Below are 25,270 nucleotides of genomic sequence, written 5' to 3'. Positions count from 1 at the left end.
GCGGACGACGCCGACTCCGTCGCGCCGTCCGCCGCTTCCAAGACCGTGATCGGGTCCGAGAGACCGAGGCCCCGCCTCATCCGATGCCAGGCGCACCATCCGGCAGGCTCTCGGCGCCGGCGCACTGTCGGATGTCCTGGGCCGCGTGCCGGGCAGTGGCGGCGGTCAGGGCGGCCGCGTTGGCACGCACCGCTTGGTCCTTCATGTCTGTTCCGCTGCCGCCTACGCCGACCGTGACTGACAGAAGTTCGTCGCCGCCCGAACGGACCGGGCAGTTAACGACGAGGTGGGCGCCGGAGCCGTTCAAGTACCCGATCGCGTCCCCGAGCGTCAGCGACGTATGGCCGGACTTGTCGGCATCGCGCTCGGCGTCGGCGCGGGTGTAGTCGCCACCCTGGAGCAGCCGGTACTCGACGTCGACCTTCGTCCCTCCGCCGGTCAGCAAGCACTGCCCAAGTGCCCAGCCCCGCAGGGCGTCCTGACTGTGCCCAGCGGAGGCGAACTTGTAGGCGTTCCGCTCCTGGAACTTCTCACCGTGCTCAGGCATGAGGCCCTTCACGGCTGCGCCCGGCAGCGACTTTTCGCACACCTTCCCAGGTACCGCCACGGCGGGCTCCTCGTCGGGCCACAGCAGCCAGACGCCTGCCCCGGCCACCAGAACCAGCAGAACGCCCACCACGACGGCTGTGACCTTCCAGGGGCGGCCGCGCGCCGGGAAGGAAGCCGTCGTGGCGGGGGCTGTTTCCGTCATGTCCTCATCCTGTCGCCGCCGCCTGCTGCCCTTGGCCGTAGCTGTCCTTGGCCTGCTCCATCACGCTGGTGGCCTGGCTCTTCGCGTTCCTGTCGTCAACGCCGACGTCGGTCGCGGCCGTGTACGTGGCGTCGTACGCGGCATTGGCCGTCTGCGCGCGCTGCATGGCGATGAAGTCCCGCTTGTCCTGGCCCGCCGCATCGCTGGAGTCCCGTGTGTAGTTCTCCACGACAGCCTCCCGAATGTCCTCGATCACCGGAGACACCATTTCACCCACGACGGGGAAGCGCGACAGTCCCATGTCGATGGCACGGCCCGCCCACTTGTCCGTCGTGGTCAGCGACTTGTTGAACTCCTCGTCCTTGGCGATCTGGTCGTCGTACACGGACTGAGCCCGCGCCTCCGCCATGATCCCGGCGATCTCCGAACCGGGGGCGATGCGGTTGGCCACCTCACCCCTGAAGTCTTCGTACTTGCCCTTGTCGTGGTAGGCCTCGTTGACCATCTCGGTGCTGACCGCCTGCTGCGCGTTGAGGATGGACCCGTACGCCTCCGGGTCCTTGCCCACCCCACCCAGGAAGTTCGCGAGGGTGCCATCCTCGTGGTACTGAGCGAGTTCGGCGTTCGACCCGAACGTCTTGATGTCGCTCGGGCCGTTGATCCCGTCCTGGATGTCGCGCATGTACTCGGCGGAGATGTGGCCGAAGCTGTCGCTCAGCGGGGAGTCGTCGAGTCGGTCGGAGTTCTTACCGAACTCTCCGACGATCTTGTTGACGAGAGACGCGCTGTCCTCCGAGTGCTTCGGCGGGGTGGCGTCGGAGTCGTACGGCACCCCGATCGTCGCCGACTCCAGTGCGTGCCCGAGCGCATCGTGCCCGATCGGCTTGCCGTCCTCGCCCAGCGGCCACTCACGGGCGCTGTCGCCCTTGGCCACCAAGTAGTCCCAGTTGTCGAGCTTCTTTCCGTCCGCCGTCGTCGAGTCGTCGAAGAACTTCAGGGAGGCCTCGGGGTTGTGACCGAGCCCTTCCATGAAGCCGGCGACGGGATCGTTCGGCTCGTCGGTCGGCGGGTAGTTGAGGTTCGTGGAGTCCCGCCAGGCCACCTTGGGGTCGCCCGGGTACTCGCGCTCGTACTTGAGCATCGCATTGCCGTAGTCGTGCAGGAACTCGCCGTCGAACTTTCCCTTGCCCATCAGGCTGCTCATGACCTGGAAGCCGTTGGGCCCCATGGGCAGGCCCTGGATCGGGAACGGCTTGTCGCCGGCCGCGATGACCTCCCTCTTCCAGGTGTCCATGGCGGGACTGTCACTCTGGGTGGCGTTGGCGAGCGACATGCTGAGGTTGTCCTGCACGTCGGCAAGTATCTTCGCCCGGTCGCCCTCCACCGCGCCGCCGGGCGGCGCGGCCAGGTCACGCCAGAACTGCAGGGTGCCGTCCGCGCCGAGCGTGGTCGCGAAGGTCTCGGTGAAGCCGGGGTTGTCGCGCTGGTTCTTGAGGGTCTCGTTGTAGCCCCGCAGGTCGGCTTCGCTCCAGTCCTTGACGTCCCCTTCCTTGATGCGCTTCGCCCAGTACTCGGCGTCTTCCCTGCCCTGCTGTGCGTCGGCCTCCTTGAGCCCGCCAGGTCCGTCGCCCGTGAAGTCGTACTTGTTCTTGGCGAGCTTGCGCAGTGCGCGCGCCGCGATCCGGTCGGTCTCGGACGCCTCCCAGAGAATGCGCGTGATGCGGCGCTGCGCCACGTCGATCTCGTCCTCGGTGGCGTGGATCCCTCCGACGCCGGCCGCGCCGGACGCCTCCTGCCGTACCACGCCGCCCTTGGCGTCGACGTGGAGGTTGCGCTTGGCGAGGTCGCTCTCGGCCGTCTGCAGATCCGTCATGTGCTGTTTGAAGGCCGCGCTGACGTCCTTCAGGATCCCGAGGACACTCGCCGCCTCCAACGCCACGTCCTGGAACTCGACCGCTGTCTTGGCGACGAATTCGCGTGAAACGGTGGCGTTGACGCCCTTCCAGTCGGCGCCGAGCGCCCGCGTCTCCAGATCTTTGGCACTCACCTCGCCCTTGCCGCCGTTGGCAAGCGTGTCCAGGCGTTTGGCCATGGTCTCCCAGTCGGAGATGGCCGTGTTCAGCGTGCCGAGGCGCAGCGAGTGCAACTCCTGCGCGGTCATCATCTTCTCTGCCATGACTTGCCGAGCCCCCGTGTCGAGTACACCGTCCAAACCTCAACTAAGCTGCGGTGTAGGTCACTTCATGTAGTCGTTGATTCTGGACACCGTCATGAGGTGTCCGGCGGCGTCTCTCATTCCCGTCTGGACATGGACGTCGTCCTTGGCGTGCTGAGCGCGGGAGAAGTCCAGATGGTTGGAGATGTGCGCGCAGGCTTCCTTGACCGTCTGAGCCTGGGTGTTCCAGGCGTCGTGGAGCTCGAGGAGCGCCGAGCCGGTGTCGAGCCCGTCGTTGAACAGGTCGACCGACGCGGTGAATGTCGTCGGCCGCGCGAAGTCCGAGTCGACACGGAACCTTTCGCGCAGGTCGTAGGCGAGGTTTCCGAGCTTGCCCAACTGGTCGTCATGCACGACGAGATCGGCGTCACCGCCCCCACCCCCGCCGCCTCCGCTGTCGGCCAGCTGATTGAGCTCCATCCCCGTGGATCGCTTCTGCACCGCTTCGGTTTTGAGCTGTTCCCACTCGTCCCAGGCCATGGGCCAGGCACCTCCCCGTACGCGCGCTGTCGCACCGCCCCCGTATGGGCACGGACGCCTTCGTTCGCTGCACGCTAGCAATCACTCGAACGTTTGCTGGAAGAGCTGGAAAATCGATGCAACTTGGTCACATTTCAAGGACGTTGGACGACAAGATGCCGATCACGGGCCCACAGGGCGTCCGCGATGGTGAACGGGGAACCGTCAGGGGGCCGGGAGACATGCAGACGTGGTTCGACGGGCGGTGATCCTGGAGGGTTGAATGAGCGGCGACGCCCGACCCCGTCACTGGAGGCCCACGAAAGTGCCAACACAGGTGGAGTTCCGGCCGCCGGAGGGTCGGACCGCAACGGATTCGGAAGGGTTCGACATCGCGGTCGTTGCCACCGCCATCGTGGACCAGCGTGACGCCGGCCTGGGAGACGTCCAGGACTTCGTCTGCACGGTTCGCTCGGACACTGGGGCGGGGGCATTGCCATGGGCCGTCTATGGGACAAGCTGACCGGCACCAAATACCCCGACGACGGTGTGGCACCGCTGCCGCGCATGGAACTTCGGGACGCACTGCTAGCGCTCAACGCGCCGGACGTGCCGTATCACGTGCGCGACGCTCGCCCGGCAGAGAAGGCCGACCTGGTGGCGGAGTGCCAGATTCGGCAGGTGGGAGTGAGGCTCAAGACCAGTATGCGTCTGATCCCGGAGAAGCAGGAGGTGCGCTTTCTCCATGAGAGGTGGGAGAAGCGCTCGGCCGGCAACAACGGTGCGCAGTACGGACGTGGTCACTCGCCCGCGGTGTACCGGCAATGGCTATTCGATCAAGGGCCCGACGGCAAACGGCGCAAGGTCGAGACGTTCTCCTTCGACACGCGGGAGATGACGGACCCTCTGCTGAACGCGGTTCTCGACGCCGGATGGACCTGGCGAGGCGTTTTGAGGCTCTGACACGGCAGCTGTAGTTCCGTCGTCTTCGCTGTTCAGCGGCTTGCCGGGGTGCGGGCGGGCGCAAGTACGGCCACCGCGATCATGAACGTTTGTGACGACGTATCAAGACGCGGTGGCCGTGGAGGCCACGATAGTCGAGCGGGCGTGGGGCCAGACGTTCGGGAGGGCGATGGCGGTGGTCTCGGGCTGCTTCGCGCGATGCGAGACGCGCACGACAGCGGCGGAGTTGGTCGCTGGACTGTTGCTGGAAGTGGACACGCGGAACTGCTGGACGCTCGCGCAGGCGCTGGGACACCCGGGCCCGCACCGGCTGCAGCACCTGCTGTCCCGTGCCCGGTTCGACCACGAGGAGGCCCGGAAGGAGATCACCCGCCTGGTGATTGGCGAACTCGCCGGGCAGGACGTGGTGTTGGTCGTGGACGAGACGGGCGACGCAAAGTCGTCCACGGACTGTGTGGGCGCCGGCCGGCAGTACTCCGGTGCGATCGGCGGCGTGGGACTGTGCCAGGTGGCGGTGCATTTGGCGGTGGTCACCGCGACGACGAAGGTGATCATCGATCGGGCCCTGTATCTCCCGGCGGACTGGGCCGCGGACGAGGAACGCCGCGGAGTGACCGGGGTGCCGGAGAAGATCGGGTTCGCGACGAAGCCGCAGCAGGCGTTGACCATGGTCGCCGATGCGCTCGCGGCCGGGAGCGAGGCCCGCTGGTTCGCGGGCGACGAGGTGTACTGCGGACGCGAACTGCGCCAGGGGGTACGGGCGTTGGGGCTCGGCTACACGGTCGGGATCGCCGCTACATATCAGGTCACCGACGGGTCCGGCCGTCGGTGGGAGGCCCGCAAACTGATCAACAAGGTGCGGCCCGGGCAGTGGATGCGAAGGCAGACCGGACACGGCACGAAGGGCACCCGCGAGTACGACTGGGCCTGGCTCGATGTCCGTCCCGACGATGCTCCCGCCGAGAACGAGAACGAGAACGAGAACGAGAACGCAGCCGGTGTAGGGGCCGGGACGAGTGTGCTGGTCGCGCGGCGGCACCGTTACACCGGCGAGGTGTCCTACTTCCGCTGCTGGGCACCCGGCAACGTCTCGCTGGGCACGCTGGTGGAAGTGATCTGTCGCAGGTGGCGGATCGAGGAGACCTTCCAACTCGCCAAGGGTTTCACCGGACTCGACCAGGGTCAGGTGACCTGCTGGAACTCCTGGATGCGCTGGTCGCTGTTCTCCCTGATCGCCGCCGCTGTCCTCGCCCTTACGACCGCCGCCGTCCACGAGGCCACCGAGGAGCGGCCTGAACTCGTCCCGCTGACCTGCCCCGAGCTCATCCGTCTCCTGCGGGCCCTCGCGCTGCCCCCACCAGTCCGCGACCGGGATCACGTCCTGCACTGGACCGCCTGGCGCCGCCGCCACCAAGCCGTTGCGACAGCGTGCCACCAGCAACGACACCGCCGTCACGACCAGCCGTGATCAAGAACTACAGCTGCCGTGTCTGAGCCTCAATCCTGGCGCACGGCTCCGACGCCAGCGGGCGGGCGTGGTGTAGCAGGTTGGTATGCGCTACGCCGCCGTCGCGTTGAGGCTCATCGCTGGAACACCCGGTGAGTATCACTGCCAGATAGCCTATGGCGGCCAGGTCTGCGCGAATTCTTGGACGGGGCTGTCGGTCGATAGTCATCAGCGCAAGAATGCGCGTGTCGCATTCAGCGGCATGCGCTGGAGTCCTCAACTGCGTGTGTGTAGTTGGAGATGAGAGGGAAGCTTCACGGACACGAGCCACGGCTGTGGTACAGGCTACAACCTGCGGCAGGCGCCTGATTTGGCGGTAGCGGCAGCGTATTCCTCGATGAAATGACGCATGTCTGACGCCGATGAAGCATCAGGCACGCGTGCTGTAACCCACAAATTGGCCTCGGCGACCTTGGAGTTCGGACATTCCACGCGGCCGACGGCTCCGGTTTTTGAATAGATGAATCGGCCGTTGGCAGTGCCGGTGTCATTCGGGCTCACGCCGAATGCGGACATGGCAACGTCTCTCGCCGTAGCGTCAACGTCCCGTTGTTCGATGCTGCTGGAGAAAACGATCTCCCCATCGACTTGGAGGCGACAGCGGTTGATACCCACTGCGGACGTCGGCTGAGCACTGATTTTCTTTCCAGGAGTCAGAACCGCCTCCAGTGCAATGCTGGAGATCTTGATTCCGCACAGCGAATTCGGCAGCGCGTATTCCCGTTTGGGGGCCGGTGAGGAACATGCGGACAACAGACCGGAAACCATCGTGCAACCGAGTAGCACGACGCCCCAGGAGCGCTGCCTGTGTGGGAACCCTCGCATGTTTCCTTCCCAAGTCGTTGATGCTGAGTTGGCTAGATATTTGTTCGTAGATCTAGACCCGTTGCCCGAACGCCGTTTCGGCGAAACTGGGCAACTGGCTTGTCATAGTAAGACTCCAGCCCGAGAGGGGCACCGCCCGTCAGTTCTCGATCTCGGAGGCCAAACTGCAGCGAGCCTTTTGGTGGGCGAACTTCGCCGTAGTCTCCGCCAGTGTGATCAGGTTCTTGCGTGCATCGGCTGCGTCGGAGTCACTGGGGTCCTTGAGATCGACGGCGACGCTGATGTTGGCCTTCGGCCTTGCTGTGCAGGGAAGGTAGATCGCCGCAAACCGGCTCGAGGCGAAGGCGCTGGCACCGGAAGCGAACGGAGTGGCGCCCTGGGAGTTCTTGACGGTCCCCTTTACCCAGGTAGCCCAGTCGGTTTGAGAGTCACCTCGTAGCATCTCCGTCTTGACGACGAGTAGCTGGTCACCGCCGCCGTCAACGAAACATGTCGAGGCGAAGTCGGCGGCTGAGGTCTCAGTCAGCGGGTGGACGCTGTCATCGAACGAGTAGGCGTTTCTGCCGGGCAGAACAGATTCGAGGGCGCGATGGCTCTGCGACGCATTGCCGAGTGATGAACACATCTCTTCGGCGTCGATCTCGCCCTTCTTCTCGAACGGCGGAAGCCCGGCAGCGTAGAAAATTCCCACAAGCAGGGCCACCGCGACACCAATCCCTCCAATGAAGAATGCTTTGCGGTGCATTTGAGTCAACCCTCAGTCTTCCGTGTCCAGTTGGTGCGGGATTCCTTCGCCATCCATATAGTCGTGAACCTTTTTTCTGGAGCTGGAGAACCCGTCCTCAGCTTGAGAGGAAACAAATGATTCGATCATCGGATGGCGGTCCCCTGTGTTTTCGCCCGCCTTTTTTGTGGCCTCTTCGACCAGCTTGTACGTGGAATCTGCGGTGCCTTCGACGCTGTGACCGTTGCGGTAGATGACCTCTCCCGAGCTGTCTTTCATAGCGCCATCGGTGATTTTGCCGATGATCTCATCCGCTGCGGTTCCTGCAGCGTCGCCGATGATGATGCCGCCTGGGCCAGTGACTGGCTCGGTGGCCAATCCGACACCGATGCCGATCGCTGTTCCGCCCCACGTGCTGGCCTTTTCGAGAGCGCTGTTGTAGTCGGCATCCTTTGCTCCGCCTTCGATTTCGCTCTCGTAGGCGCGGCCCGCGCCGAGAATTCCCTCGATTTGCCCGGCAGTTCGTGCGGTCTCACCAGCCGCCTGCTTGAGGTGTTCCGCCGTGGGGTAGTGAGGGTCGGGGGCGTATGCGTCCGGATGCTGAAAGTGGTACTGCATCATGTGGGTGGTGTAGCTGTTCTGCCCAAGGTTTACGGCCGCATAGCCTTCGGGGTTACGCCCGACTGCGTAAAGGAATCGTGTGAGATCCCGTTCGTCATTCAGATTTGCGGAGGATCCTGCGATGGGGAAGAGCTGGTTTTCGCCTGAGGCGCCGGCATGGAGACCGCGATGGACATCCGGCATGTATTCTGCGGTGATCTGTCCCATGCTGTCGGACATGTAGCTGCTCTTCGTCAGGCGTTCAGGGTTTTCCGACACGGAGTGGACGATGCTCTTCATCAGCTTGGCCTGGTCCTCGCTGTGCGCGGGGGTGTCGGCTGTGGGCTGTTCACCGGCGGGGTGCCCGGTGGTTGCCGCCTCCAGAGCGAGGGCCAGATTATTTCGTCCGGTGTGAAGGTCGTCGCCGTGCGAGTTGGTCTCCTGAGGCCAGTCCCTCTCCTCGAACAGGTACTGGAAGTTGGAAAGAGCGACCTTGCCCTTGTAGTCGTTGCCGTCGTCCGTATCGCGCTCGAAGGGTGAGTCGTCCTTCGAAACAAACTGCTCGTTGAAGAATTCTGTAGCCGCGTCAGGGCTATTGGAAATCCCCTTCAGGTAACCCGTGAGTGGATCCGACCCGCTGTCCTCGCCGATGCGATTGAGTATCTGGTCCGGACCCATGTGTTGCCATGCCATATTGGCGTGTTCGCCGTTGCCGGTGAGCTTGCGCTCCGTGGCCATGAGTTTGGTGCCGTAGTCCTTCATGAACTGGTCGTCGTAGTCACCAGTGCGCATCAGGTTGCTCATGACCTGGAAGCCCATGGGGCCTCCTCGGTCGCCGTGGATGGGCTTGTCGCCGAGAGAGATGACGTCGCGCCGCCAGTTGTCCATCGCGGTCGAGTCGCTCTGGGAGGCGTGGGCGAGGGTCATGCCCAAGTTGCGCTGTAGGTCATCGAATTGGTCGACGCGACCGTGCCCGATTTCCCAGTTCACGCCTGGGTCGTTGATGCCGGCCCAGAACTCCATGGTCTTCTTCGGGCCGAGCGTGGTGGCGAACCGCTCTGAGAACAGTTCGTCGTTCTTGTACTTCTTCAACCCGGCGTTGATCCGGTCGAAGTCCTTGACCGTGAGGTCCTCGGGGTTCTTCTTGGCGATCTTGGCCAGCTCTTCGGCCGCCTTGATGGCTGCCGCCGCCTCGTCCCGGTTCTTGTATTTCGCGTCGGAGAACCCAAGCTCACTCTGATCGGCGATGGCCTTCAGTACCTTGCTGGCCGAACTGTCGCTCTCAGTCGCCTTGTCGAGGATCTTCTGGACCTCGTCCCGGAGCGCGGTGACCTCGCTCTGGCCATGCTCGGGCGGCGTGTATCCCTTCGCGGCGCGGACCGCGAACCCGCCGTCGCCGGTGGAGGTGACCGTCAGGTTCTTCTTCTGGCCCCGGCTGATGGCCTTCTTCAGATCCTCCTGGTACCCCTTCAGCTCACCTACGGTGTCGCTGAGGATGCCGTGAATCGTCTTGGCCTGGGTGTGGGCATCAGTGAACTCGCCAGCCGTCTTCCCGATGAACTCCTTGGTCACCTGGGCGTTCATGCCCGCCCAGTTGGCCTTGTTGGCGGCCTTGTGGAGTCCGTCCTCGGCCTGAGTCTCCAGCTTCTCCAGGTTGCCGACGAGCAGGTTCCAGTCCCCTACAGCGTCATCCAGCAGCTTGAAGTTGGCGTGGTAGAGCGCGTCGAAGTCCATCAGCTTCAGTCGTCCTTCTTCTCGCTCGGCTTGCCGTAGTAGGCGGGGTTCGGTTTCCCTGCCTTGCCCACGCGCTCGTCAAAGCCCTGGTCGAGCGTGTCGATACTGCTCATGGTGCGGCGGATGTAGTCCTCGTCTCCACTGTGGATGGACTGCGTCCTGTGGAGATGGTTCGAGATCTGGGCGCAGGCGTCCAGGAGCGATCCGAGCTGCTTCTCCCAGCGGTTCGATACGTGCTGAAGCCCTGCTGCGAGGTCGAAGCCTTGCTGCTTGAGATTGCTCGCGGCCGAGTCGCTGCTGGAGTGGGCCACCTTGCCTTCACGGCCGAGGTGCTCGAAGAGGGAGTGCGCCTCCTTGCCGATCTTCTCCAGGTCGGCGTTCTTGACCTTCAGGTCCCCGAAGGTGGGGGTGGCGGCCCCGTCGCCGCCTACTGGGGCCACGTGATTGATCTGCATCTGTGTAGACCGCCGAGCCTCCGCATCGGTCTTGAGTTGCTCCCACTCTTCCCATGCCATGGGTGAGTACCTTCCCCCGTGTGTGCTGTGCGTCCCGTGCGTCTGGTTGCATTCGCGACTGCCGGATGCGCTGACTGCGATCAACCTAGCAACCGAACTAACAAGATCACGTTGTCCGATGGTGATCTGACGGGAACTGTGCGTGAGCGCTCGGGGTGTGGCGTGAGTGGAGTGTGGGTCAGGCGTAGCGGGGGAGTGTGTCCGTGGTGATCGTCCAGTCGGCGATGGTGACGGTCTTGCCGTAGACGAAGTCCTTGCGGGTTGCGTAGCGCGGGCCCTCAGGTGTGGGGTGGATGTCGGTCATCACGGCGCCGTTGCCTGTTCGAGGATCGAAGATCACGTAGGCGGGGATGCCCAGGAGCGCGTAGTCCCTCATTTTGCCTACCCAGTCGTTGTCCGGGTTGGAGCGTGAGACGACCTCGATTGCGGCCAGTAGCGTGCGCGGGTCGAAGGCGCCCTCGCCTTCCATGTCGGTCTCGGCGATCACGATGATGTCCGAGCGGCGCAGGATCTGGTGGGGCTCGGCCTCCACGTCGGGGACCCCGGTGTGGGCCACCAGGTCATTTGGCATTGCCTGTTCCAGGTGTTTCCTGATGCGGAGCACTGTCAGCTCGTGGGGGCCGTTGGGCGCCGTTGCGTCATGGATGATCCCCTCCCTCGTGATCTCCAGCTTGCCGGTCAGTGTGCCGTCCAGCGTGTGGAGCAGCTCCCGCACCGCCAAGTAGCGCTGGGGATCGTGGCGTTCGTGGCGCATTGGGTTACGCGGCCTCCGGCAGGCAGGCGCGGCACGTGGCGCATTTGCCTGGTTCTGGGGAGCGGAATGCTCGGTCGCAGCCGTCGCAGTTCTGGAGGGGGGTCGGGCGGGGCGGGGGTGAGGGTTGCGCAGGGCGCGGTGGTAGCGGTGGCGGGAGGAGTTCCGTCAGGCGGTGGGACAGGAGGGCTGCCGGGCTGCGGAGGGGTTCCGGGGGGAGGCCGGTGGTCAGGGTTCGGCGTACGGCCTCTGGTGCGATGCCTCTGTCCAGCCACGCGGTGACCGCCGGCGCTAGGCGGTGTACGTCGCGGGTTGCGAGCAGGAGGCGGGGGTCGTGGCGGCGTAGGTCCGCGAGGAGTGACACGGCTGGGTCGGTGCGGGTGGGGAGCGTTGGGCGCTCGGGGGTCGCGGCCGGTGGTGTTGATGGGGTGATTGGCAGGTTTGGGCGCGGGGGAGTTGCCGGATGGCGGTGTTTCCGCAGGGGCTCTGGCGCTGAACTGCCATTCATGGCTGGTGGGTTGTTGTACGACGTCGTGCGCGTGATCACTCGGCCCGACGGGAGGCGTTCGCGGGTGCGGGAGATGTAGCCCTTCGCTTCCAGTTCGCGTAACGCCGCCGCGATGCGGACCTCGCCCTCCGGGAAGCGGGCCGCCAGTGTCTTGATCGTGGCGCTCGCTCCGCGTGGGAGCGACTGGATGTGCGCCGCCAGGCCGATGGCCGTGAGGGAGAGTTGGCGGTGCTGGACCAGGTGGTTGCCGACGATTGTGTAGCGGTCGGCATGGCGGCGGTTGATGTGGTGGATTCCGCCGGCGGGGGTCGTCCCTGAGGGAACATCGGGCTCAGCGCACGGGGGCGCGTTAAGCTGCTGAACAGCCATCGGGAAGCGTCTTCTTCCTGGGTGGTTAGGCCCTCGCCTTGGGATGCCAGTCCCGGCGGGGGCCGAAGTGTTTGTGGGGGTTGTTTTGCTGAGACTGGGGTGTGAAGCAGCTTGTTCGCAGGCCGAGTTGGGCTTGATCACTCTTGTGGGTGAGGGCCGGGTAGAGAGGCCTCGCCGCGGGGGTTTGGGGGAGGTTGGGGAGGGTTCTCTCCCGGGATTCTTGGCTTTTGATCGCGCGCCTTGCCGGGCAACGGGCCACCGGGTCGCGAACACCTCGATGCGGTCAAGCTGACGCCGATACGGTCAATTCTGCCCATACCGTTTTGGCGGGTGGCGGGTGGCGGGCCTGCCTCCGTGCCCCAGCGGTCTGCCAGTGCGTCGACCAGTAGCAGGCCCCGACCGGACTCTGCGTTGCTGGGCGGGAGTTCGGGGATTCTGGGTGGTGTGACCTCAGGCCGTGTGTCCCTCACCTCGATACGCAGCGTGCTCGCGGCCGTGAGTGTGAGTGTCAGGCGGAAGCTTCTGCCTGACACCCGTCCATGCAGCGCCGCGTTGTTCGCCAGTTCCGCGACGATCTGTTCCGCCGTTTCGAACGGGCGGGCCCAGTCAATGAGTTGCTGGACTGTCAGGCGCCGGGCGAGGCGGGCCCCTCTGCGGGTTGCCGACAGCAGGATCGTGAAGCTGGGGGTGGGTGTGGCGGGGTTGGTGAGCTCGATGAGTTTTTCCGTCATGTCACTCAGCGTGGCCAGGCGTGCGTAGCCTGAACAGAGATCGCGCTGATGCGTACGGTGACTGTCCAGTAGCTGTACGGGCTTGTACAGGGCGTCAGTCGTGACGTGTTGGGTGCGAGGGGCGTTGGGGGCCGACACCACGGAGGAGGCACAGGGCGTATGAGTGTGACTGCGGACAGTGGCGATGGGGCGGAGGGCGAGGTCGGGTGGGACGTCGATCCGGACAACGATTCCGTTGCCCTGGTCGAGGCCCTCGGGCGACAGCTTCGGATGTGGCGTGAGGCGGCGGGGCTGGGGGCCGCCGAGTTCGGTGCGCTGGTGGGGTATGGGGAGAACCAGGTCTACAAGTTGGAGAGCGGGAAGCGGATTCCGCGTCCCGAGTTCCTGGTGAAGGCCGATGAGGTGCTGAGCGCCGGCGGGAAGATCGCGGCTATGGCGGACGATGTTGCACAGGCCCGGTATCCGAAGAAGGTCAGGGAGCTGGCGAAGCTTGAGGCGCGGGCGGTTGAGCTGGCTCTGTACAGCAACCACAACATTCATGGGCTGCTGCAGACAGAGGAGTTCGCTCGGGCTCTGCTGCGGACCAGGAGGCCTACGCTGTCGTCGGACGAGCTGGAGCGGGCTGTGGCGGCACGTGTGGCGCGCCAGTCGATCTATAAGCGCTCTCCAGGCCCTGAGCTGAGCTTCGTCCAGGAGGAAGTGACGTTGCGCCGACCGATCGGCGGGGCAGCGGTCATGCGCCGGCAGCTCGAACGGTTGCTGAAGGTGGGCCAGTTGCCGAACGTGGATGTCCAGGTGATGCCGACCTGCCACGCAAGTCATCCCGGAACGGGTGGGTTGATCGAGGTGTTGAAGTTCGAGGACGGTTCGGGAGTGGGGCGTTCCGACGGGGCTTTCAACGGTCGCCTTGTTTCCGACCCGAGGCAGCTCCGGATTCTTGAGCTGCGTTATGGCATCATCCGGGCCGAGGCTCTGACATCGCAGGAGTCACTCGCGTTCGTCGAGCAAGTTCTGGGGGAGACATGATCCGCGCCGAGGCCTCTGCCGGGGACGCCAGCTCGCTTGAGTGGTTCAAGAGCAGCTACAGCAGCAGCAGTGAACCCAGTGACTGCGTTGAAGTCGCCGCCACCTCGATAGCCGTCCACGTCCGTGATTCCAAGGACACTCGGCACCCGCACCTGTCGGTCGCGCCGACCGCCTGGGTCGCGTTCGTCTCCTCGTGCTGAACCTTCGCGACTCCGCCTTTAGGTTCGAGTGGGCATGCAAGCGATTGCGATCTCACAGGCGAGGTCACTTGGGGCCCGTCAGCAGCTTCCCTTCGCGATCTGTGCCTTCAGGTCGTACTCCGGGACACGTGTAGATGGCTGGTCGCCCGCGCCGGGAACCAGGAGGCCGCCCTTGTCTGATTCGGTCTGTGAGATGCGCATGCAGAAGCCGTCTCGGGCGCCATCGGCTGTCACTGTGTAGGAGTTCTTGCCGACCGCTTCGACGTAAACGGCAGGTGCTGGTCCCAGGCCCTTACTCGCGTCGAGGATGCTGCTCCTGATGAGCGAGGAGTAGTCGTCGTAAGGGTCGTCCAGATGCGGCTCAGCCTCCAGGGAGGAGGCTGCCTGCCGTACTGCCTGGTCGAGTTCGTCGGCGTTCCATGATGTGTCGTCAGCGAGCCTGAGGCCTTTGACCCCCTGAAAGGCCGCGACCGCTGCGAGAAGCAGAAATAGCCCCCGTCGCCACGCCAGAGCTGTACCTGTCAGCTCGCCCCGCCCTGCGCCCGTGCGTCGTCCCGCCAGACGTTGCTGGAGCCAGCGCTGATTCGCGATGCCGAGCGCGGTGAACAGTACGGCGGCTGCGAGAAAGCCGACGGCCATGACAGTCACGTGTTGTCCCCGTTTGTTGGTGGTGCGGATCTGTTTCCGAGTGCCCCTTTGTAGCAGCGGGGAGTGATCGTGGTGCGTGCCCCGTCCCTCCCGGGCACGTGGCCGACGACATGGCATCGGTCGACCCCGACGACGTAGGAGTGGATGACGTAGGCCGGGATGCCCATCGTGGGGTAGTCCCGGATCTTGCCGACCCAGTCGTTGTCGGGGTTCGAGCGGGAGACGACCTCGACGGCGGCCAGCAGTTGTCGCACCCAAGTGCGGACGGGCAGGCCATCACGCCGCGTCCCCCACGGATTGCGGATCTCGCCACCTGAGAGCGCACACACCCTGATTCGTAGGCTAGTTCTAATGAATAGAGTGCCGGGGGAAGCTCAGTCGATCGGTCGTGCCATCGAAAACCATGCACGTGCAAATGCACCACATCTTTGCATCCCCGAAACCTGATCAGGGCTCTCCTTTGGTACTTTGCTCCCCACGTGGCCGCGATCGTATGTCGGCCAGTCGCGCACGGGGGAGGCGACCACCGCATGGCGTGGGACGAGTGGGAGCAGCTCAAGGCTCAGGCAGCGGAGAAGCACTCCGCAAAGATGCAGTTGAACCAGCTGGCGCCTGAGCCGGGTGGTGGCGGTGGAAGTACCCAAGGCGATCTGCAGGTAAGTCAGAAGGACCTGGCCGCGGTGGGTGATGCAGCGTACAAGCTCCACCAGGACTTCGGGCGCTACAGCGACCATGCGCGCATCGCGTCCATGAAGGCGGCGGGCGGCCTGAAGAGCCAGGGCTTTGCGATCGGTGGGGCGCTGGACCACGTCGCCGTGCATTGGGTCGATCAGGTCCAGTCTCTCCTCGACGCCACCGCCCACATCTCCAATCACCTCGACTACACCAAGGGTGCTCACGCCAAGGACGAGGTCTACATCGCAGGCACCATCAGCAGCATTTCGGAGCTCGACAAGGGCTTTGACGAGCGGAAGGACCGCTGATGGACCTCGACACGCTCCGTTTCGGCAACTTCAGCCAGCTCGGTGAGGCGATCACCGACTGGGAGCAGATGACCAAGAAGCTGCTGACTCTCAAGAACGACGCCGAGCAGAATCTCAAGAAGAAGGCAGACAGAGCCAGCTGGGCTGGGGTGAACGCCACCGTCTCGCGGGAATTCATCGACAAGACCGCCGGTGAATTTGGCGATGCCCACACGCAGGCCGAGACCATCACCAATATCCTCTCGGACACCCATGGGGAGTTGAAGGAGTACCGTACCCAGCTCAACGAGGCCATCGAGGGCGGAAGGAAGAACAGCCTCTCGGTCACCGACACGGGCAACGGAACGTTCCGCGTCCAGGGCCCGCCTCCGCTCGTCGGCCAGGGCCCACCCGTCCCCGAACCGCCCGCCGGTGCGCTGGAGAGCCTCAAGACCCAGATCGAGGGCATCCTCACCAAGGCGGCGGAAAGCGACAGGACCGCCGCTGAAGCTCTTCGCCTCATCGTCGACCAGGCCAAGTACGGGTTCTCTGGCGCCAGTTACGAGAACCGTGACGAGGCTGCCGAGGCGATCAAGAAGGCCGACGAAATCTCCAAGATCCTGAAGAAGGATCCGGACGACATCAGCAACACCGAGCTCAACTCACTCAATACGGCCCTCGCCAAGTACAAGAACGATCCGCTCTTCGCCGAGAAGATCGCGACCGACGTCGGCGCCAAGAGGGTGATGCGGTTCTACGCGGAGGCAGCCGACGACTCTCAATTCGCCGTGAACCCTCGTTCCCGGCAAGGCTTGTCCGACGAACAGAAGCAACGAATGAAGCTCCTCGGTGGTCTCGAGAAGCAGCTCGGCACCACGCTCGCCACGGCAAGTCACTCCGACAGCGACGCCATGCAGAAGTGGAAGAGTGACGTCATCGCGAACGGCGGGACAAACGTCCGCCCGAACGGCCAGAACCCGGTCTACGGCTTCCAGGTCATGAGTAACTTCATGCGAAATGGGACGTTCGACAAGGACTTCATGCATGACTACGGCACCGAGCTGATCGACTACGAGAAGAAGCACAAGTCCGATGAGTACGCCGGCCTTCAGCGCCACAAGACGCGTGAGGATGTCCTGCCGTGGGACAAGACGGGTGGTTACGAGAGGCTTCACTACGGGGCGTCCAATGACGCGGGCACGGACCCGATGACCGGGTTCATGGAGGGCCTTGGCCACAACGCGGAGGCGTCCACCGAGTTCTTCAACGAGGGCAAGAATTTCGATTACCTCACCGAGGAACGTGAGTGGCCCAAGGACTACGCCGAGACCGGTGCCAAAACCATCGCGGGATATGACTCGCTGGGGCATGCGCTGGAGTCGGCAACAACCGGTGCCGCATACGACGCGCATCCGCCCGAGCTTCATCGTGACGCCGACACTGCCAAGGTCGCCGAGAGCGTTGTACAGCGATATGGACAGGACGCAGAGTACAAGGACGACAAGCAGACCGGACTCAGCGGTGCGCAACTGATGCAGAAACAACAAGGCATCGGGGACAGTCTCGGTAAAATCGGCTCCGCTTATATCGACGATATCAATTGGGCCATGAACGGCGGGGGAGACAAGTCGCTTTATGCAATGGACAATGGGGAACGCAGTTCCCTGAGTGAGCGCGCTCACTTCAATGAGGGGAACTTCGACGTCACGAAGTTCATCAGCGCTGTCGGTCAAGACCCCGATGGATATGCGAGCCTGGGCACCGCCCAGCAGGTGTACACCACTTCATTGACCGACGCTCATCCGCCCACGATCGAAGCCGATGGCGATGTGAACTCGACGCAAGCTGAAACATCGATTCGGACGGGGGCTGAAGTCCAAGGGGTCCTGGACAAGTCGCGAGCGGAGGAGATCAAGGCCGAAGGCGTCGAGGCAGACAAGAAATATAATGATGCCGTTGATGCTCGCATCGAACGAGACAAGGTCATCTCGGGCGTCGTTACCGGCGGATTCTTCTCTCTTGTCCCCGAGCCCGCGACTGGATTGGCCGCGACCGTCGTTCCCATCGCAAGCGGCCAGGTCGAAGGCGTGACCGGCGCTCTCATCGATCACAATTTGGACCAGTACGCGGAGGCTCATCACCGGGATAACTCGGAGAAGAGCCATGCGGACGGCAACGACGTCTTCGCCAGTGGCAACAAGGCCTCCTGGCAACCAGGTTACTCGCTTCTAGAGCGTGCCGATGAGTCCGACAAGTGGCCACGGGACAAATACCAGGACCTGAACGAAGCGCTGATCAGGGCCCAGAACCTCGGATACACGCGCGGAAGCCAGAACCAAGAGAACGTCGGTCAGCTCCCCACTCCCCAGTAAGGCCGCTCGCATGAGATCTGCAGTGAAGAAGTCAACTCTCTCGCTGTTTCTGGCCATGGTGGCCTTGGTACTGGGCGGCTGCTCGAGCTCGCCGGACGGTCCCAGTGGCACGACCAAGTCGCCGGCAGCGCAAGGACGATCGGCCTCTCAGATCTGCGATGGAATTCTGGGAGAGAGCGGCGGATCCGCGGCGGAGAAGGTGACTCGCTCCAAGCGATTCAGCGACTCCGACGAGGACGAAACACTAAAGGTGCAGCCCATTGCTCGGGCTGCCGGACAGCTCGAGCAGGAAGCGATTCCAGCCAGAAATGGCAAGCGGGTCTATCTCTGCCTCTTTCATTCCGCTGATAAATTCGCTTCAGGTACGTTTCAGATTTCCACTCGCTGGATTCGCATGAAGCCGTCGGAATATGAGACTTCGAGCAGCGAGAGCCGCACCGTCTTCCCCCTCTCCAAGGGCGGGAATCCTGGACGACTCCCCTATGCCAGTGCCTCTGACGCCGGCGTGTGGCTGGGGCTGCGTTGTCCAGTGGGGCCCGGCAAACAGGGCGACGTGGTGCTCAGCGTCAATACTCTGACCTCGCGCCTGGATTCGTACCGCAACTCGGACAAGCCGGAGCTTCTGACTCGCATCTCGCACTCAGCGGCACGGAAGCTCGCCGAGCAAATGGGATGCGCTTCGAACATAGCTTCTCCCGAGGAACTTGAGCATTTGTTGCCGCTCTCCGTTAAGCCCTGAGTCCAAGGTGAGCGTTCTCAGATGGAGAGATCCCCAACTCATACGTGGACACGGCGTGATGGCACGGCGGGCAGCACGGTTCCGCCTATAGGGGGCTGCGGGTGGCCGAGTGGGGCGGAACGCCGAGTGCCGTGCTGGCTGAGCGTGGGTGCGCGACTCTGGATGTGGTCGGCCTCTCCGGCGTCGAGTCCGTCGAGCTGCGCACTTTCCGTGACAACAGCCTCGTTTCTGCTGACGCGGCTCTCGGTGCCACGCTCCGCAGGGTTGCCGACTCGTGGAGGCTGGCCGGGGACGTTGCGGATGCCTTGGAACGAATCGCTGGGAACTCGTCGCGAACGCTCTGGAGCACAGCCGTAGTCGGCAAACCCCCAGCTCACGCTGTTATACGGGACAGCCCGTCGGTCCTGCTGCGGTGGTTGGGCTTACCCTCGTCGTCATACGTACCGGGAGAGCCCCTCGGTGGAGATCGTCCAGTCGGCGATTGTGACGTCCTCGCCGTAGACGAAGTCCTTGCGCGTTGCGTAGCGCGGACCCTCTGGGGTGGGGTGGATGTCTGTGAGGGCCGCGCCAGTACCCGTTCGGGGGTCGAAGATGACGTAGACAGGGATGCCCATCGTGGGGTAGTCCCGGATCTTGCCGACCCAGTCGTTGTCGGGGTTCGAGCGGGAGACGACCTCGATGGCGGCCAGCAGTGTGCGTGGGTCGAATGCACCCTCGCCTTCCATGTCGGATTCGGCGATGACCATGACATCGGGGTGGCGCATGATGCCTTCCGGCTCGTCCTCCACGTCCGGTGTGCCGGTGTGGGCGACCAGGTCCTCGGGCAGCACCTTGTCCAGACGCTTCCGGATGCGCAGCGCGGTCAGCTCGTGCGACTTCGCCGGCGACATCATGTCGTGGACGATCCCCTCTTTAGTGATCTCGAACTTGCCGGGAAGCGTGTCGTCCATCGCCTGAACGAACTCCCGCATCGTTCGGTAGGTGTGGCTTGCCGCGCGAGCGTTGCCGGGGGCGATGGTCATGTCGCTCGCCTCTCGTCGGTGCTGGCCGGGGGCAGGAGTCATGAGTTTCATGCTAGGCGGCCTCCTGCGTGGCGTCCCGGCACGACCGGCACTTGCCTGGGGCCGGGGAGCGGAAGGCTCGGTCGCAGCCGTCGCAGTTTTGGAGTGGGGCGCGGGTTGGAGCGGCGCGGTGGGGCGTTGCCGGGGGCGTTGGGGGGAGGGGTGGCGGCAGGAGGTTTGTGAGGCGGTGGGACAGGAGGGCCGCCGGGTGGTGGATCTTCGTTTGTGGGAGTTCGGTCGTCAGGGTTCTGCGTACTGCTTCTGGAGTGATGCCCCTGTCCAGCCACTCCGCTACGGCCGGGGCGAGGCGGGTCACTTCGCGGGTCGGGAGGATGAGGCGGGGGTCTTCGCGGCGTAGGTCTGCCAGGAGTGACGCGGCTGGGTCGGTGCGGGTGGGGAGCGTTGGGTGCTCGGGGGCCGCAGCCGGTGGTGTTGATGGGGTGATTGGCAGATTTGGGCGCGGGGGAGTTGCCGGATGGCGGGGTTTCCGCGGGGGCTCTGGCGCTGAACTGCCAATCATTGCCGGTGGGTTGTTGTACGACGTCGTGCGGGTGACCACTCGGCCTGACGGGAGGCGTTCGCGGGTGCGGGAGATGTAGCCCTTCGCTTCCAGTTCGCGTAACGCCGCCGCGATGCGGACCTCGCCCTCCGGAAACCGGGCCGTCAGGGTCTTGATCGTGGCGCTGGCACCTTGTGGGAGCGACTGGATGTGGGCGGCCAGGCCGATCGCCATGAGGGACAGCTCGCGGTGCTGGGTGAGGTGGTTACCGATCACCGTGTAGCGGTCCGGGTGGCGGCGGTTCTCGTGGCGGACGCCGCCCGAGGGAACGTCCGCCGGAATCTGGGACTGGGCGCGCGGGGGCGCGTTAAGCTGCTGATCAGCCATCGGGAAGGGTCTTTCTTCCTTGGTGGTCAGGCCCTCGCACTGGGATTGCCGTCCCGGCGGGGGCCGTTCTGTGTTCTTGAGTTGTGCTGCTCTGGGTGAGCGTGGTGTGTGAACGGGGCATTCTGCAAGCCGAGTTGAGTGTGATCACCCTTGTGGGTGAGGCGCGGCTGCTGACGGCTGACGGCTGACGGCTGACGGCGGACTGCGGCTGCGGGGGCTTGGGGGTGGTTGGGGAGGGTTCTTTCCCTGAGTTCTTTGGTTTTGATCGCGGGAGCGGCCGGGTGACGGTTCACCGCGTCGTGAAAACCTCGATGCGGTCAGGACAGCTCTGATGCCGACAATTTCACCCATACCGTCTTCGTCGGGGGCGGACCCAGTCTCGTACCCCAGGCGTCTGCGAAGGCCTCGACCAGAAGGAGGCCGTAGCCCGGTTCGCCCGGCATCGCGTCTCCGCGTGCGTCCGTCACCTCGATACGCAGCGTGCCCGTCGGTGTGAGCGGGCCGTTGTCGAAGCCGTCGGGCGGCAGTTGAAGCTCTGGCGGGAGGCTGCGGGGTTGCGGCCCGCCGAGTCGCCGCGGTGAGGTCTCCGTCGCGGTCGTGGCGTCACCGCTGCCGCGCGGCGTTGGCCGGCGCGGCAGCGGTGACGCTATCCCCCGTTGTGTGGGCCCGGTTCGACCCGGCCCACGTTCCCCCGTACACCCATGCGCTAATGCTCCTTGCCGCGCATTAAGGTGTGGCCACGTTATCCGGAAGCCGGTCGGCAGCGCAAAGGGAAACCGGCAGGAATCGTTCTGACCGCACGTGAAGATCTGGTGACCGTCGGATCGGTGTTCGGGTGGGTCCAGTTGGGGCCCAGGCTGGGGCGTGCCTGGCGGCTCGGCGTTTGCCTCGGTGTCGTGGCGTCTACATTTGGCGTCGATGACTGAGCGACCACAGCACGGCTCCGCCCGCCCCGGCGGACGTACGGCCCGCACCCGCGCGGCCGTCCTCGCGGCCGCGCTGCACGAACTCGACGAGACCGGGTTCGGCGCGCTCACCCTCGACAAGCTCGCGGCGCGTTCGGGTGTGCACGTCTCGACGATCAGGCGCCGCTGGCGCAGCGTCGAGGGTGTCGTCGTCGATCTGATGGCCCAGCACAGCAAGACGATCGCCACGCCGGACTCCGGTGAGTTCCGTCAGGACCTGTACGAACTGGCCGAGGCCATCGCCGGGTTCCACGCCCTGCCGCGCAGTCGCAACCTCGTCGAGGCGATGGTGGCGGCCGCCGCGTACGACCCTCACATCGCGGATCTTGTCCGCGGCGCGTTCATGGCGCGCACCGAAGTGGTGACGCAGCTGGTGCGTCGCGCCGTCGACCGGGGCGAGGTTCCTCCGGATACAGACGCGTACGAAGTCATCGCGGCGCTCAGCGCGCCCTTCTACTACCGGTTGCTCATCATGCGGGCGGACATTGATGAGCGGCTCGTTGTGGCGAGTGCTGAGGCGGCTTATCGGGCGGCGTTGGGTGGGGTGTTCGGTGGGGAGGGGGCCGGCGGGCGCTCGGGCAACGGCGTGGTGCGCGATTGAGGCCGGGGCGTGCCGGCCTGGCGGGTTGGCTGGTGGCTGATCATCTTTCCGCGGTGCGGTTGGAGAACCGGCCGGCGGCGGCTCGGTAGCTCCCGTCGAAGTACTCCCGTCGAAGTACTCGGTCCACCGGCGCGGTGAGCTTCGGTACGTCATCCGTAGGCATGGCGAACTCGGGGGACGACCTCATGTTCGGGGACGCCATGTCGGGCTCCTGAGTGCGTAGGTAGGCAGCCGGAAGGGGCGGCACCGAAGGATTCCGGCTCCGCCCCTTCCGTTGTGTGTAAGTAGGTGCCGTTGTGTAAGGAGGTGCCGTTACGGGGGGATCGACTCCGGCCGAATCGGCGTGGCCTCGCGACGCCGCCCGCACGACTCGTTCATCGCGATGACCAGCGCAGACGTGTGTGTGATGGTGGCGCGCCCGGCGTGCAGATCGAGCAAACTTCGGCCATCTGAGGGCCCGCATCCGCCGCCGTGTACTTACTCTTGAGTAAGAGGGCCGCCCAGCTTCCCCCGTGGCTGGGCGGCCCTCATTCCGTTTGCGGAAGCCCAGTGATCATCCAGTGGCCGCACGGTGGATTTGCAGTGGTCCAGGCCTATGGTGTGGCGGCACTGCCGCGTCACGGGGGTGGCAGGAGTGGTCGGTGGGGCCCCGTATCTGACACGGGGCCCCGTGCGACCGGTCGTTAGGTTCGCTCTGCGCGGGGAGGTTCACTCCGCGGGCGAGGTGGCGAGGGCTGCCTGGCGCGCCGACTGGGGCGGGGTCGCTGACTGCGGGTCTCGGCGGGGTCGTACTTTGAGAGTGCGAACTTCGCGGAGAGAGGACGGCAGTGGTGACGACAGGTGAGCCTTCAGGTCGCCAGGATCCGGCGGCCGGGCCCGAGCCGCGCTCTTACGAGCCAGGCCCCTCCGCGGGGAAGCTGCTGCTGTTTGTGGCTGTGTTCGTCGCGTTCGCGGTGATTGTTGTGGGTGGGGGCGTCATTCTTACGGCCGGTGGATGACGCGTCGCATGTGCTCGATCGTCAGGGGTGGGTGCAGCCCACGGCTTTCATGGTGGCGGGCATGTAGGCGGGATTCTGGGCAACGAGGGACCGGAGGAACTGGTCACCCCACGTCCGGGTGATCAGTGCCGCAGCCCAGTAGTGGGCGGGGTGGAGGGGTGTCCGTCTCGGGTGGCGCAATCCGTCTGCCTTGACGGGGGGCGCGCTGCGAGACCTGAGCCGATGGCGTCGCCGCCGTAGGCAACGCCAAGGGGGCGCCCCGTCGAAACGGGGCGCCCCCTTGTGGGCGGGTCGAGGCCGTGACCGGAATCGAACCGGTGTGCTTCGCTTTGCAGGCGAATCCCTAAACCACTCGGGCACACGGCCAACTGAGTTCGGAACCAGGTTCGTTGAACTCGATGTCTTGACCGTACGGTCCGTGGGCCGCCGCGCCAAGAGGGCCGCGTGGGGTGCAATGTGACTGCCACACGGCGTTCATGGTGGGCGGGGCGCGTACGAGGAGTCGTACGACCAAGGGACCAGGAGAACGGGACCATCGACAGGGGTCAAGTACCGTTGTGCCCCTTACTCTGAAGCCCATGACCGATCTGGAACCGTCCGGTGTCGGAGGCGATGTCGCCCGGGACAGCGCCTCCGACACCTCCGCCCATCCTGGTGCCGAACTCGCCCCCGGTATCGCTCTCGACGTCGAGACCGGTGAAGGCGTGCTGGGGCGCGGCTATCGCGCCCTCAGCATTGGCATCGTTTCCGTCGTTCTGCTGATCGCGTTCGAGGCCACCGCCGTCGGGACCGCCATGCCTGTCGCCGCGCGTGAGCTCGACGGGGTGTCGCTGTACGCGTTCGCCTTCTCCGCCTACTTCACCACCAGCCTCTTCGGCATGGTGCTGTCCGGGCAGTGGGCCGACCGGCGCGGTCCCCTCGCGCCTCTGGGGGCGGGGATCGCGGCGTTCGCGGCCGGGCTGCTGCTCGCCGGTACCGCGGCGTCCATGTGGATGTTCATCGCCGGGCGGGCCGTGCAGGGGCTGGGGGGCGGGCTGGTCATCGTGGCGTTGTACGTCGTTGTCAGCCGTGCCTATCCGGAGCGGCTGCGGCCCGCCATCATGGCCGCCTTCGCCGCGAGTTGGGTGGTTCCCTCCGTCGTCGGGCCGCTCGCGTCCGGCGCCGTGACCGAGCACCTCGGGTGGCGGTGGGTGTTCATCGGGATCCCCGTGCTGGTCGTGTTCCCGCTCGCGCTCGCCCTGCCGCAGATCCGACGCCGCGCCTCCGGGCCCGCCGAGGGCACCGTCCCGGGCGCCGTCGACCGGCGCCGTATCCGGCTCGCTCTCGGGATCTCCTTCGGCGCCGGGTTCCTTCAGTACGCGGCCCAGGACCTGGCCTGGGTGTCCCTTCTCCCCGGCGCCGTGGGCGTCGCCCTGCTCGTGCCGGCCGTGCTCGGGCTGCTGCCCCGGGGCACGTACCGCGCCGCCCGCGGGCTGCCCGCCGTGGTCCTCCTGCGCGGGGTCGCCGCCGGGTCCTTCATCGCGGCCGAGTCCTTCGTGCCGCTGATGCTCGTCACCCAGCGCGGGCTCTCGCCGATGACGGCCGGGCTGTCACTGGCGGTGGGCGGGGCCACCTGGGCGCTGGGCTCTTACGTGCAGTCCCGGCCGGGCCTCGAGCCGTACCGGGAGCGCATGATGGCGGCCGGGATGGTCCTGGTGGCCGCGGCCATCGTGACCGCGCCGAGCGTGCTGATCCAGGCCGTGCCGGTGTGGATCGTGGCGGTGGCGTGGGGCTTCGGGTGTCTCGGGATGGGCCTGGTGATCTCGTCGACGAGCGTGCTGCTGCTCCAGTTGTCGGCGCCGGAGGAGGCGGGGGCGAACTCGGCCGCGCTGCAGATCTCGGACGGCCTCTCGAACGTCGTCCTGCTGGCCGTGGGCGGGGCCGCGTTCGCCGCGCTCGGGGGCGGGGCGGTGGGGGCCGCGCACGGCGCCACGGCGGCCGGCGGGTCGCATCCGGCGGCGTTCGCGGCCGTATTCCTGCCGATGGCCGCGGTCGCACTGGCGGGGGCGTGGGTGGCCACGCGGGTACGGGCCGAGCGGCGCTGACGGGCAGCATGAGGACCGTCGGACAGTGGATGTGAGATCCGTTGGACGGCGCGTGTGCGGACCGTCGGACGGCGGG

General features: G+C 65.3%; 21 protein-coding genes, 1 tRNA gene and 1 pseudogene. 9 read left to right on the top strand and 14 right to left on the bottom strand.

The window, feature by feature from the left end; translation table 11 throughout:
- Positions 1-76: 76 nt before the first annotated feature.
- Genes ACY0PA_RS17860 through ACY0PA_RS17850 form a run of 3 tightly spaced genes read right to left on the bottom strand, consistent with a single transcriptional unit; the run spans position 77 to position 3,446 of the window.
- A complete protein-coding gene (locus ACY0PA_RS17860; protein ID WP_473085554.1) occupies positions 77-751 on the bottom strand; it encodes a hypothetical protein in 675 nt (224 codons plus the stop codon).
- A 4-nt stretch (positions 752-755) separates the two neighbouring features.
- Entirely contained in the window at positions 756-2,927 is a 2,172-nt protein-coding gene (locus ACY0PA_RS17855; RefSeq protein ID WP_473085553.1) for a hypothetical protein, read from the bottom strand.
- 60 nt (positions 2,928-2,987) lie between these two features.
- Positions 2,988-3,446: a hypothetical protein gene (locus ACY0PA_RS17850; protein ID WP_473085552.1), complete on the bottom strand. Its 459-nt coding sequence runs from the start codon at positions 3,444-3,446 to the stop codon at positions 2,988-2,990.
- Positions 3,447-3,923: 477 nt separating this feature from the next.
- Here ACY0PA_RS17850 and ACY0PA_RS17845 point away from each other — a divergent pair, with 477 nt between their 5' ends.
- Together ACY0PA_RS17845 and ACY0PA_RS17840 are read left to right on the top strand one after the other, a co-directional pair.
- Complete coding sequence (locus tag ACY0PA_RS17845; RefSeq protein ID WP_473085551.1) at positions 3,924-4,388, top strand: hypothetical protein; 465 nt, start codon at positions 3,924-3,926, stop codon at positions 4,386-4,388.
- A 91-nt stretch (positions 4,389-4,479) separates the two neighbouring features.
- Positions 4,480-5,856 (top strand): IS701 family transposase, encoded by a 1,377-nt coding sequence (locus ACY0PA_RS17840; protein ID WP_473084703.1) that lies wholly within the window; start codon positions 4,480-4,482, stop codon positions 5,854-5,856.
- Between the two features lie 324 nt (positions 5,857-6,180).
- Here the strand turns inward: ACY0PA_RS17840 and ACY0PA_RS17835 are convergent, their stop codons facing one another.
- The 6 genes from ACY0PA_RS17835 to ACY0PA_RS17810 all read right to left on the bottom strand — a co-directional run bounded on the left by ACY0PA_RS17835 (position 6,181) and on the right by ACY0PA_RS17810 (position 12,652).
- Positions 6,181-6,663 (bottom strand): hypothetical protein, encoded by a 483-nt coding sequence (locus ACY0PA_RS17835; RefSeq protein ID WP_473085550.1) that lies wholly within the window; start codon positions 6,661-6,663, stop codon positions 6,181-6,183.
- A gap of 196 nt (positions 6,664-6,859) precedes the next feature.
- Positions 6,860-7,465, bottom strand: a complete 606-nt coding sequence (locus ACY0PA_RS17830) for a hypothetical protein (RefSeq protein ID WP_473085549.1) — start codon at positions 7,463-7,465, stop codon at positions 6,860-6,862.
- 12 nt (positions 7,466-7,477) lie between these two features.
- Complete coding sequence (locus tag ACY0PA_RS17825) at positions 7,478-9,778, bottom strand: hypothetical protein (RefSeq protein ID WP_473085548.1); 2,301 nt, start codon at positions 9,776-9,778, stop codon at positions 7,478-7,480.
- Positions 9,779-9,783: 5 nt separating this feature from the next.
- Positions 9,784-10,293: a hypothetical protein gene (locus ACY0PA_RS17820; protein WP_473085547.1), complete on the bottom strand. Its 510-nt coding sequence runs from the start codon at positions 10,291-10,293 to the stop codon at positions 9,784-9,786.
- A 178-nt stretch (positions 10,294-10,471) separates the two neighbouring features.
- Positions 10,472-11,047 carry a Uma2 family endonuclease gene (locus tag ACY0PA_RS17815; protein WP_473085546.1) on the bottom strand — a complete coding sequence of 192 codons (576 nt, stop codon included), beginning with the start codon at positions 11,045-11,047 and terminating at the stop codon, positions 10,472-10,474.
- 1,011 nt (positions 11,048-12,058) lie between these two features.
- Positions 12,059-12,652, bottom strand: a complete 594-nt coding sequence (locus ACY0PA_RS17810) for an ATP-binding protein (protein WP_473085545.1) — start codon at positions 12,650-12,652, stop codon at positions 12,059-12,061.
- A 159-nt stretch (positions 12,653-12,811) separates the two neighbouring features.
- Here ACY0PA_RS17810 and ACY0PA_RS17805 point away from each other — a divergent pair, with 159 nt between their 5' ends.
- Complete coding sequence (locus ACY0PA_RS17805; RefSeq protein ID WP_473085544.1) at positions 12,812-13,678, top strand: helix-turn-helix domain-containing protein; 867 nt, start codon at positions 12,812-12,814, stop codon at positions 13,676-13,678.
- Positions 13,675-13,878 (top strand): DUF397 domain-containing protein, encoded by a 204-nt coding sequence (locus ACY0PA_RS17800; RefSeq protein ID WP_473085543.1) that lies wholly within the window; start codon positions 13,675-13,677, stop codon positions 13,876-13,878. The genes ACY0PA_RS17805 and ACY0PA_RS17800 overlap by 4 nt, the downstream gene beginning before the upstream one ends.
- Positions 13,879-13,956: 78 nt before the next feature.
- Here the strand turns inward: ACY0PA_RS17800 and ACY0PA_RS17795 are convergent, their stop codons facing one another.
- Entirely contained in the window at positions 13,957-14,526 is a 570-nt protein-coding gene (locus tag ACY0PA_RS17795) for a hypothetical protein (RefSeq protein WP_473085542.1), read from the bottom strand.
- Between the two features lie 143 nt (positions 14,527-14,669).
- Positions 14,670-14,777: pseudogene (locus tag ACY0PA_RS17790) on the bottom strand (Uma2 family endonuclease); the annotation flags it as partial.
- Positions 14,778-15,056: 279 nt separating this feature from the next.
- On the opposite strand from ACY0PA_RS17790, the gene ACY0PA_RS17785 reads away from it, so the two are divergent.
- From ACY0PA_RS17785 to ACY0PA_RS17775, 3 genes are read left to right on the top strand one after another with little or no spacing between them, the layout of a single operon-like run.
- Positions 15,057-15,509: a hypothetical protein gene (locus ACY0PA_RS17785; protein WP_473085541.1), complete on the top strand. Its 453-nt coding sequence runs from the start codon at positions 15,057-15,059 to the stop codon at positions 15,507-15,509.
- Complete coding sequence (locus ACY0PA_RS17780; protein ID WP_473085540.1) at positions 15,509-17,860, top strand: hypothetical protein; 2,352 nt, start codon at positions 15,509-15,511, stop codon at positions 17,858-17,860. Before ACY0PA_RS17785 ends, ACY0PA_RS17780 begins: the two co-directional genes overlap by 1 nt.
- A gap of 22 nt (positions 17,861-17,882) precedes the next feature.
- Positions 17,883-18,599: a hypothetical protein gene (locus ACY0PA_RS17775; protein WP_473085539.1), complete on the top strand. Its 717-nt coding sequence runs from the start codon at positions 17,883-17,885 to the stop codon at positions 18,597-18,599.
- A 434-nt stretch (positions 18,600-19,033) separates the two neighbouring features.
- Here the strand turns inward: ACY0PA_RS17775 and ACY0PA_RS17770 are convergent, their stop codons facing one another.
- Positions 19,034-19,621 (bottom strand): Uma2 family endonuclease, encoded by a 588-nt coding sequence (locus ACY0PA_RS17770; protein WP_473086350.1) that lies wholly within the window; start codon positions 19,619-19,621, stop codon positions 19,034-19,036.
- Positions 19,622-21,464: 1,843 nt separating this feature from the next.
- Here ACY0PA_RS17770 and ACY0PA_RS17765 point away from each other — a divergent pair.
- Positions 21,465-22,112 (top strand): TetR-like C-terminal domain-containing protein, encoded by a 648-nt coding sequence (locus tag ACY0PA_RS17765; RefSeq protein ID WP_473085538.1) that lies wholly within the window; start codon positions 21,465-21,467, stop codon positions 22,110-22,112.
- 40 nt (positions 22,113-22,152) lie between these two features.
- Here ACY0PA_RS17765 and ACY0PA_RS17760 read toward each other — a convergent pair whose 3' ends face one another.
- The gene (locus ACY0PA_RS17760) at positions 22,153-22,314 is read right to left on the bottom strand and encodes a hypothetical protein (RefSeq protein ID WP_473085537.1); all 162 of its coding nucleotides are present in this window, start codon (positions 22,312-22,314) and stop codon (positions 22,153-22,155) included.
- A gap of 1,090 nt (positions 22,315-23,404) precedes the next feature.
- Positions 23,405-23,476 (bottom strand) — tRNA-Cys (locus ACY0PA_RS17755).
- A gap of 212 nt (positions 23,477-23,688) precedes the next feature.
- Here ACY0PA_RS17755 and ACY0PA_RS17750 point away from each other — a divergent pair.
- Complete coding sequence (locus ACY0PA_RS17750; RefSeq protein WP_473085536.1) at positions 23,689-25,194, top strand: MFS transporter; 1,506 nt, start codon at positions 23,689-23,691, stop codon at positions 25,192-25,194.
- Positions 25,195-25,270: the final 76 nt, after the last annotated feature.

It is taken from the genome of Streptomyces sp. DS1-CR2 (assembly GCF_055760475.1).
This window is presented reverse-complemented; position numbering and strand designations above follow the sequence as displayed.